Here is a 9,125-nt window from a genome sequence, read left to right on the forward strand (position 1 = left end):
TCCTCCCTTATATTTTTATGAGACCTGAAAATCCCATAAAAGCCATTGATAATAGGCCTGCGGTTATTAAAGCTATAGCAGTTCCTTTAAATGGCTCAGGAATATCATAGTAATCCATTCTTTCACGCATAGCTGAAAATATGATTAAAGCCATACCAAAACCTAATCCTGCTCCAAGAGAATTAACTATTGTTTCTATTAAAGTATAATTATTTATAACATTAATCAAGGCTAACCCCAATATTGCACAATTAGTTGTAATTAATGGTAAATATATACCTAATGCTTCATACAAATGAGGCGATACTTTTTTTATATAAAATTCTATAAATTGAACTAATGTTGCTATAACCAAAATAAAAACTATTGTAATTAAGAATTCTAATCCCAATTTTACTAATAATAGATTTAAAAACCATGTTATCACACTAGATATAACCATTACGAAAATAACTGCCATTGACATTCCAGAAGCAGAACTTATCTTTTTAGATACGCCTAAAAAAGGACATATTCCCAAAAATCTTGATAAAACAAAATTATTTACTAATATTGCTGATAGAAATATAAAAAATAACTTCATTTCCTTTCACCAGCCTTTACTTTATTTCTGTCATAAATGCCTTTTGCGTTAAACATTGCTAACAACATACCTAATACTAAAAAAGCACCTGGTGGAAGAATCATAATATATAATTTCATAGCATCTCCCCAAATTGGAAGACCAAATATTGTACCATTTCCTAATAATTCTCTAACAGAACCTAATAACACTAATGCTCCTGTAAAGCCTAATCCCATACCCAATGCATCATAAATAGAGTCTAACACTGTATTTTTTGACGCAAAAGATTCCGCACGACCTAAAATTATACAGTTAACAACTATTAAAGGAATAAATAAACCTAATGTTTTCCATAAATCATATGTATATCCATGCATTAATAAATCAATCATTGTAACAAATGAAGCTATAACAACTATATATATAGGAATTCTTATATTTTTAGGAACCCATTTTTTTATTGAAGAAACAACTATATTTGACATAATCAATACTGCTAATGTTGCCAATCCCATACCTAATGCATTTTCTGCATTTGTTGTTGTTGCAAGAGTTGGACACATCCCTAACACTTGGACAAATATTGGATTTTGTTCAAACAATCCCACTTTTAGGTTTTTAATATTAGCCATTATTGAATCACCCCTTTGGATTTGAGGTATTCAAATCCTGCATTTATAGAATTAGCTACAGCTCTTGGTGTAATAGTTGCACCTGTCATAATATCACTTGTTTGTATAATTCCTTTTTCTTTTCCTTCTTTCATTTTTTCTGGAGTATTTAAAAGAACACCTGCATCTTTGTTAACCTTAACTCCTTTAATCAACCCTTCATATGAAATTGGATAAAATCTCTTTTTTACATTATCCTGAGCTATATTTGCTCCTAACCCTGGTGTTTCCTGTGAATAAGATATTACTTCTAACCCATTAAAATAAATTTTTTCTACTTTATCTTTAACAAAAGATATAACTGAAATTACTTCACCACCAAAACCTACACTTGACACTGTTAATATATATATTTCTTGTCCTTTATCATTTATATATCTATACACAGGAGAATAAACCTTTGAATTCGCATTTGAATATAATATTCCATTTTCATTTGAATCCCAAACTGCATTTTCTAATTCTTTAGAAGTTTTAGGAATTTCATCTTTTGAAATCAATAAACCTTCACCGTTTGAATTTTCTAATACTTTTTTAATGGCCTTTAATTTAGCCTGCAATTCTGCATTATCAATTGCCGGTTTTACTGAAACATATACAATTGAAACAATAAATCCTGAAATAACTATAAATAACATTAATATAAAACCTGTTTTTATATATTCTTTCATTTTTTACCACCTCTTGAAGTTCCGAAAATACGTGGTTTTGCATATATATCAATTAATGGAACTAATGCGTTCATAATTAAAATCGAAAAAGATACTCCTTCAGGATAACCACCAAAAAGTCTAATTATCATAGTAATTAAGCCTAATCCCAATCCAAAAATTATTTGACCTTTAACTGTCATAGGACTTGTTACCATATCTGTTGCCATAAACAATGCACCTAGCATTAATCCCCCAGCAAATACATGGAATAATGGTAATGCATATTTTGTGGGATCAGATAAATAAAATATAGATGCAATAACAAATACTGTAGAAATATACGTAACTGGAATCCATATTTTAATTCTTCCACGAACAACTAAATATATAAATCCAATTATTAAAGCTAAAGCACTTACTTCACCTATAGAACCAGGAATTGTTCCTACAAATAATGATTTTAAATTAATTGAATAATCAGAATAATTATTTAATACATCTACGCCTTTTTCTTTTAAAATAGCCAAAGGTGTCGCTGTTGTAATTGTATCGTATTTGAAGTAAAATGGCCTATACCATGTTGTCATTGCTACTGGGAATGATATTAACATAAATACCCTTCCAACTAATGCAGGATTAAATATATTTTTACCTAATCCTCCATAAACATGTTTTCCTAATACAATTGCAGCGAATGTTCCAATTAATATTTGCCACCAATTCACTGCTAAGCTTAAATTCATAGCTAATAAAAGCCCTGTTACTGATGCACTAAAATCTGATTTAAAATTTTTTTGTTTTCTTAAGACCTTCATTATAAATAATTCCATTACTTCAGCTAATACCATTGTATACAACATTATCCATAAAGCTCTTAAACCAAATACCCATGTTGAAACAATAACAGATGGAATGAGGGCAATTAAAACATCTATCATAACAGATCTAACATTATCTTTTGTTCTAAAATGTGGTGCAGCAGCAATATTCAACTTCATTTTTTAGCCCTCCCTTTTAAAGCTCTTGCAACTTTTTTTCCCGTTTTAAAAGTTTTTACTAATTCTATTCCTGCTGGACATGCAAATGAACACGATCCACATTCTATACAATCCATTAATCCATATTCAAGAGATTTATCGTATTCCCTTTTTTCAACTTGCATTTTTAACAAATATGGCATTAAATTGATAGGACAAACCTGTACACATTTCGAACATCTAATACATGGAAATACTTCTTTATGAGGTACTATATCTTTTGTCATTACTGTTAAAGCATTATTTCCTTTAAATGTTGGTAATTCAATATTAGGAAGAGGTATTCCCATCATTGGCCCACCATATAAAATTCTATCTATTTTTTCCTCTTCAACTAATCCTACATGATTAAGCAAATCTTTAGTTAATGTACCAATCCTATAAATAAAATTACCTGGATTTTTTATACCTTCACCTGTTAATGTAATACCTCTTTCTACTAAAGGTTTTCCTTTTTCTACAGCTTCATATATTGCATAAGTTGTTGAAACATTAAAAACTATAGCTCCTACATCTAAAGGTAATCCACCTGAAGGAACTTCTTTTTTTGTTATAGCATAAATCAATTGTTTTTCTGCCCCTTGAGGGTATTTTGTTTTTAATACTTTTATTTCTATTGGTTCACCAGAAACTGCTTCTTTCATTTTTTCTATTGCTGCAGGCTTATTATTTTCAATACCTATGTAAGCTTTCTTCACTCCAGTTGCATGCATGATAATTTTTATACCTTTTACAATTTCAACAGACTTTTCTAACATCATTCTATAATCAATTGTTATATATGGTTCACACTCTGCAGCATTAATAATTAGATATTCTGCTTTCTTACCTTTAGGAACAGACATTTTCACATGCGAAGGAAACATGGCTCCACCTAAACCTACTATTCCTGCTTCTTTAACTATACCAATAATTTCTTCTGGTGTTTTCTTGGAATAATCACCATATCCTGAGATTAAATCCCATTCATCTTCTCCTGTCCTTTGAATAACAATTACATCATTTTTTGTACCTGTTGCAGCGTTTGTCATTTTAACAATTTCTACCACTTCTCCTGTAACTGAAGAATGAATGTTAGCAGAAATAAAACCATTCGCTTCACCAATCTTTTGACCGGTTTTCACTTTTTGACCTGGCTCTACCAAAATTTTTGCTGGTGCCCCTATATGATTTGTTGTGTATATATACACTTTTTCTGGTAATGGCAAAAACTTAATTTCCTTATGTTCTGCCAACTCTTTCTTTTCTGGTGGGTGAACTCCTCCTCTGAAAGTTAATAGAGACATTTCCTTCCTCCTTTCAAGATTTTCTTTTTTGTGGTACATTATATAATAATTTGTTTGGTTTTTCGTTATAAAAAGGTCTTGTACAATAAGAACATCCACTTGTTTTAATCGCTTCTTCAATAGAAAATTCTACTTCTGGTAATTCTATTAAATGCCCATTTTTAAATTTAAAATCTTTTTTTTCTATATTTTTTTTCTCAATTATTTCTCTTGCAAATTGAATCTTTCTATATCTCTCAATTGAAGGAGGGACTTCATCTTCAAAAAATGTTCCTTGAATTGGGGTAAATGCAAATAATGAAACTAAGATGTTATATTTTTTCATTTCAAGCATTATATCTATTAAATCTTCATCTGTTTCACCCAAACCAACTATAATATGTGTTGTTACTTTCCCTGGATATTTCATGGAAGATTTTACTAAAATGTTAAAGAGAGAGTCAAAACTCCCTCCCCTAATTTTTGAAAACAAATCTTTATTTGCCACATCTATAGAAATCCCTAAATTATCTATATTATAATTAAATATTTCGTCAACTTCTTCCATATTTTTAGGCCGCAAAGAAATCGCTTTTAATATATGTAAATTTTTAATCCTATCTAAAAATTCTATCAAATCTCCAAAATAATTTTCAGAATTTACAACTTGAACACACAATCTTTTAAATGAATTATAATTGGTTATTTTCTCAATAAATTTTTCTAAAGAATATTCTGGCCATTTTATCCTTGATAAATAGTCTTTGTCAGACTTTGCTTCTCTTGCTTGAGCACAAAAACTGCAGTTGTATACACATTTTTCACCTAACATTAAATAAGCTGTGGGCATTTCAAAATTAATCTTTCCTTTCTTTAATCCCAATAAAACCGCTGTAGCATAAGATAATTTAAGTTTCATTCTATTCCTCCTGAATTATGATCCCTTCAATATTGTTGTTAAATGTTATTTTTATCAATGTTGCAGAATCTGTATTGTAAATAGTTTTACTCGCATATCCTTTAATATAAAATAAATTTTCTGTTTCATTTATAAGATTTATATTTTCGATAAATATACGGTTATTATATATAGTTTTTTTATATATATAATTTAACATAAATAAGTTAAATACAATACCTACAATTATTAAAGAAAATATTAAAATTAAAGAATATATTTTCATTAAAATACTCCTAACCAGATTCCTAATAATATTGCTCCTATGATTAATCCTATAGAAAGTCCAAAAATTATTAATACATCGCTACTTCTTACTTTGTTTTCTGGTAAATTAGCTTCTCTCTTTAATCCTGCTATTGATTCTTTTAATATATCACCTATTATTTTATCTTCAGGTGGATTAAAATATTCTTCTCTTTTTTTATGCATCTCAGCAATTTTATTAGAATCTACCATCATTTTTAAATTTTTTGAAATTACTGCCTTTCCAATAATTCCACCACCAAGATCTACTTTAATAAAATAATAATCTGTATCTGTAACTAATTCTTTTGCAATTAATTTTGATTCAATCGGAAGAATATTTTTGCCATTTTCGTCAAATTTGTCTGGATATTGTTCTTTCAATTTGTTTAAATTTGCAGGCTCCACTGAATCTATAATTAATGAATAAACTGGATCTCCTACATCAAGATTATTAATTGTCATACCGTTTAACGGATCTGTTAAAGGTAAAACTTCTGGTGCTGATTGAACATCTACTCTATTTAAATATGATTTTTCTTTTTCTGAAAAACTTCTGTGTTGTGTCATCAGCCACACTAAATCTTGATAAGTAAGCTTTTCTGCAACTATTTTTAGGTTTACTTCACCTTCCCATTCTTCAAAAATTTCTGACAAAATAGCTTTTATTACAGCAACATCAGAATCTCTTACTCCTAAAAACATTTTTGCATTTATTATTTCAGGCCCATACCTTTTAATGGTGGATTGAACAAATGCTAAAAATTGCTTATTCAAATCTAAAACAGTTGAATCTTTTATCGCTTTATAATATAATTCTTCTAATTTAGATTTATATTCTATATAAGATAAATTGATATCTGGTAATTCAAATTTTGGAAGCTTTGATTTTGGTATTGATAAAACTTTATATTCTGGATTTCCTTTTTGCTTTCCAAACATATATCCTATTATTATTTCAGCCGTTAATGACGATGTTGCAAAAAACTTTACAGCATAAAAATCCATTATTTCGCCTCCCTAAACAACATACCCTCCTGATGGCACATCTTCAATAAATTCCTTTATATAATTACCTATAAGTACATTCTTACCTATTTGAATATTTGGAGGAATCCTTGTATTAAATCCTATTAATGTTATATCTGTATTATAAATTTTGTTATTATATTGATTTTCTTTAAACTCTCCAATTCCAATCTTTACATTTTCACCAATCTCAGAATTTTCACAAATAATGGCCTTTTCTATATATGCATCTTTTTTTATTACAGTGTTATTCATTATCACAGAATCTTTTATTATAGCTCCTTCTTCTACAATTACTCCTTGAAATAATACTGAATTATGAATTTCACCATATATTTCGCAACCTTCACTTATTAGAGATCCTGTTAACTTTGCATCTTTTGATATAAAAGCAGGGGGCAATTCTTCCGATTGCGTAAATATTTTCCAATTTACATCATGTATATTTAACATTGGCATTGGTCCCAATAATTCAAGATTTGATTCCCAATATGACTGCAAAGTCCCAACATCTCTCCAATATCCTTCATAATTAAACGCATATAATCTATTATTTTCTAACATCTTAGGTATTATATTTTTACCAAAATCATGTTCTGAATTCGGATCATTAGAATCCTCAATTAATAGTTCTTTTAATATTGACCATGTATAAACATATATTCCCAACGATGCTAAATTACCTCTAGGATTATTTGGTTTTTCTTGAAATTCTATTATTTTTCCAAAAGAATCTGTAACCATTATTCCAAACCTATATGCCTCACTTAAAGGAACTTCCATACAGGCAATCGTCGCATCAGAACCTTTCTCTATATGAAAATCTATCATTTCATTATAATCCATTTTATATATGTGATCACCAGATAAAATAACAACAAAATCCGGATTATAACTATCTATATACTCTATATTTTGACAAATAGCATCTGCTGTCCCCTTATACCATGATTGATCAGTGTTACTCACATATGGTGGTAAAATAGTTAACCCACCAGATTTTATATCTAAATCCCAAGGCCTTCCAATACCTAAATGCTTATTTAATACATGAGGTCTATACTGGGTTAATACACCAATATTATATATTCCAGAATTTACACAGTTACTCAATGCAAAATCTATAATTCGATACTTACCACCATACGGTACTGCTGGTTTAGCTAAATATTCCGTTATAGCTCCAAGTCTTGTACCTTGACCTCCTGCTAATATTAAAGCAACAATATTCATTTTTATCCCCCCTATATGATCGTACCTTTTTCTATTACTAAAATTTTTTCTTCTCCAACAACTCTATGTCCTTCTCTTATTTTACAATCTTTATCTATGATTGCATTTTTTATTACACTACCTTCTGAAATAACTGTATCCTGAAGTATTATTGAATTTTCAACTACAGCACCCGCTTTTACTTTAACCCCTCTAGATATTATTGAATTTTTTACAGTTCCATTTATTATAGAACCATCTGCCACAAATGCGTTATGAACATTTGCATTGATATTTATTTTTGGTGGGGCATAATCTTTTAATTTAGTATATATTTTTTTTGAGTAAAATAATTCTCTTCTAACATCGTCTTTTAAAATATCCATATTAGTTTTATAGTATGTTTCTACTGACTTTTTTATATTTGACCAATACCCCTTAAAATCATATGCAAATATTCTCAGTTTACTTAAATTAGGTATGATAATATCATATACGATATCTTTACCTCCACCTGGAATAGATGTGTACAATAACTCAATTAATAATGCTTTATTTATAAAATAAACTCCTAAAGATATTCTTCTTGATTTTATTTCAGCGGGTTTTTCATGAAATTCTATAACTTTTCCTTCCTCATTTGTTATTACCTGACCATATGTGTTTATTAATTCATCATTTTCAAACTCTTTTGTTAAAATTGTAATATCTGCTGCATTTGATAAATGATAATGATATAATTTTGTAAAATCAAAATTATATATATGATCTCCCGATCCTATCAAAACAAAATCCTCATCGCCTCTTCTCAATAGTGTCATATTTTGAAATATTGCATCAGCTGTACCTTTATAAACTGGAATCTCATCTTTACTTTTAAAATACGGTTGCAAGATAAATAATCCTCCTGTTTTTCTATCAAGATCCCATTCTTTACCGCTTCCCAGATGATCCATTAAACTCCTCGGATAATATTGGGTTAATACACCTACTTTTTTAATTTTCGAATTTACAAAATTGCTTAAAGTAAAATCAATAGCTCTATATTTACCAAAAACAGGTACTGCTGCACTTGCTCTCTTTTTAGTTAATTCCTTTACACCACTTGTTGATGCTCCTGCCAATATTAAACCTAAAACTTTCATTTTATCAATCCCCCTCGTATAATTAGTATAGAATAATTATATTATTGTTATTGATTATTATTATTATTTATATGCTCTTTGAAAAGTAAATATATTTTATTTATATTGATTTATGTGTTTTTAGTTATATGTTTTATATTAGTAGTTTTCTATTGAGCATCTTTTTCAGTATTTATTTTTTGCTTGTTTTTAAGTTTTACCTCTGGTAAAATAGTTTTAGATAACATCCCCCTGAGACTTGTTCTCTTAAAAAAGATTTCTAAACTAGAGTATAGTTTTTCACTTGCCGGAAAATGTCGTTTCCTCGATTTATGTTTCGCGAGGTTGTGAGACTATACTCAACT

At 28.8% G+C, this 9,125-nt stretch carries 10 protein-coding genes; all 10 read right to left on the reverse strand.

Annotated features, from left to right (window positions below):
• Nucleotides 1-7: 7 nt before the first annotated feature.
• Genes rsxA through glgD form a run of 10 tightly spaced genes read right to left on the reverse strand, consistent with a single transcriptional unit; the run spans nt 8 to nt 8,781 of the window.
• A complete protein-coding gene (gene rsxA, locus BUA62_RS05255) occupies nt 8-583 on the reverse strand; it encodes an electron transport complex subunit RsxA (protein WP_072864183.1) in 576 nt (191 codons plus the stop codon).
• The gene (gene rsxE / locus BUA62_RS05260; protein ID WP_072864184.1) at nt 580-1,197 is read right to left on the reverse strand and encodes an electron transport complex subunit RsxE; all 618 of its coding nucleotides are present in this window, start codon (nt 1,195-1,197) and stop codon (nt 580-582) included. The genes rsxA and rsxE overlap by 4 nt, the downstream gene beginning before the upstream one ends.
• On the reverse strand, nt 1,197-1,907 hold the full coding sequence (locus BUA62_RS05265) for an RnfABCDGE type electron transport complex subunit G (RefSeq protein WP_072864187.1): 711 nt from the start codon (nt 1,905-1,907) through the stop codon (nt 1,197-1,199). Before BUA62_RS05265 ends, rsxE begins: the two co-directional genes overlap by 1 nt.
• Nucleotides 1,904-2,887, reverse strand: a complete 984-nt coding sequence (locus tag BUA62_RS05270) for an RnfABCDGE type electron transport complex subunit D (protein WP_072864189.1) — start codon at nt 2,885-2,887, stop codon at nt 1,904-1,906. The genes BUA62_RS05265 and BUA62_RS05270 overlap by 4 nt, the downstream gene beginning before the upstream one ends.
• Entirely contained in the window at nt 2,884-4,212 is a 1,329-nt protein-coding gene (rsxC, locus tag BUA62_RS05275) for an electron transport complex subunit RsxC (RefSeq protein ID WP_072864190.1), read from the reverse strand. Before rsxC ends, BUA62_RS05270 begins: the two co-directional genes overlap by 4 nt.
• 13 nt (nt 4,213-4,225) lie before the next feature.
• Nucleotides 4,226-5,110, reverse strand: coding sequence for a LipS2 family lipoyl synthase (locus tag BUA62_RS05280; protein WP_072864192.1), 885 nt, complete (start codon nt 5,108-5,110; stop codon nt 4,226-4,228).
• A gap of 1 nt (nt 5,111) precedes the next feature.
• On the reverse strand, nt 5,112-5,375 hold the full coding sequence (locus BUA62_RS05285) for a hypothetical protein (protein ID WP_072864193.1): 264 nt from the start codon (nt 5,373-5,375) through the stop codon (nt 5,112-5,114).
• Nucleotides 5,375-6,403 (reverse strand): DUF4899 domain-containing protein, encoded by a 1,029-nt coding sequence (locus BUA62_RS05290; protein ID WP_072864195.1) that lies wholly within the window; start codon nt 6,401-6,403, stop codon nt 5,375-5,377. Before BUA62_RS05290 ends, BUA62_RS05285 begins: the two co-directional genes overlap by 1 nt.
• Nucleotides 6,404-6,415: 12 nt before the next feature.
• Nucleotides 6,416-7,657, reverse strand: coding sequence for a glucose-1-phosphate adenylyltransferase (locus BUA62_RS05295; RefSeq protein WP_072864197.1), 1,242 nt, complete (start codon nt 7,655-7,657; stop codon nt 6,416-6,418).
• 11 nt (nt 7,658-7,668) lie between these two features.
• Nucleotides 7,669-8,781: a glucose-1-phosphate adenylyltransferase subunit GlgD gene (glgD, locus tag BUA62_RS05300; protein WP_072864199.1), complete on the reverse strand. Its 1,113-nt coding sequence runs from the start codon at nt 8,779-8,781 to the stop codon at nt 7,669-7,671.
• Nucleotides 8,782-9,125: the final 344 nt, after the last annotated feature.

The sequence above is a fragment of the Marinitoga hydrogenitolerans DSM 16785 genome (assembly GCF_900129175.1).
Taxonomy (GTDB): Bacteria; Thermotogota; Thermotogae; order Petrotogales; family Petrotogaceae; genus Marinitoga; species Marinitoga hydrogenitolerans.

Excerpts from the sequence above, each read along its gene's own strand:
- glgD (WP_072864199.1), bottom strand. The coding sequence starts at position 8,781 with ATGAAAGTTTTAGGTTTAATATTGGCAGGAGCATCAACAAGTGGTGTA.
- BUA62_RS05285 (WP_072864193.1), bottom strand. The coding sequence starts at position 5,375 with ATGAAAATATATTCTTTAATTTTAATATTTTCTTTAATAATTGTAGGT.
- rsxE (WP_072864184.1), bottom strand. The coding sequence starts at position 1,197 with ATGGCTAATATTAAAAACCTAAAAGTGGGATTGTTTGAACAAAATCCA.
- BUA62_RS05295 (WP_072864197.1), bottom strand. The coding sequence starts at position 7,657 with ATGAATATTGTTGCTTTAATATTAGCAGGAGGTCAAGGTACAAGACTT.
- BUA62_RS05280 (WP_072864192.1), bottom strand. The coding sequence starts at position 5,110 with ATGAAACTTAAATTATCTTATGCTACAGCGGTTTTATTGGGATTAAAG.
- rsxC (WP_072864190.1), bottom strand. The coding sequence starts at position 4,212 with ATGTCTCTATTAACTTTCAGAGGAGGAGTTCACCCACCAGAAAAGAAA.
- rsxA (WP_072864183.1), bottom strand. The coding sequence starts at position 583 with ATGAAGTTATTTTTTATATTTCTATCAGCAATATTAGTAAATAATTTT.
- BUA62_RS05290 (WP_072864195.1), bottom strand. The coding sequence starts at position 6,403 with ATGGATTTTTATGCTGTAAAGTTTTTTGCAACATCGTCATTAACGGCT.
- BUA62_RS05270 (WP_072864189.1), bottom strand. The coding sequence starts at position 2,887 with ATGAAGTTGAATATTGCTGCTGCACCACATTTTAGAACAAAAGATAAT.
- BUA62_RS05265 (WP_072864187.1), bottom strand. The coding sequence starts at position 1,907 with ATGAAAGAATATATAAAAACAGGTTTTATATTAATGTTATTTATAGTT.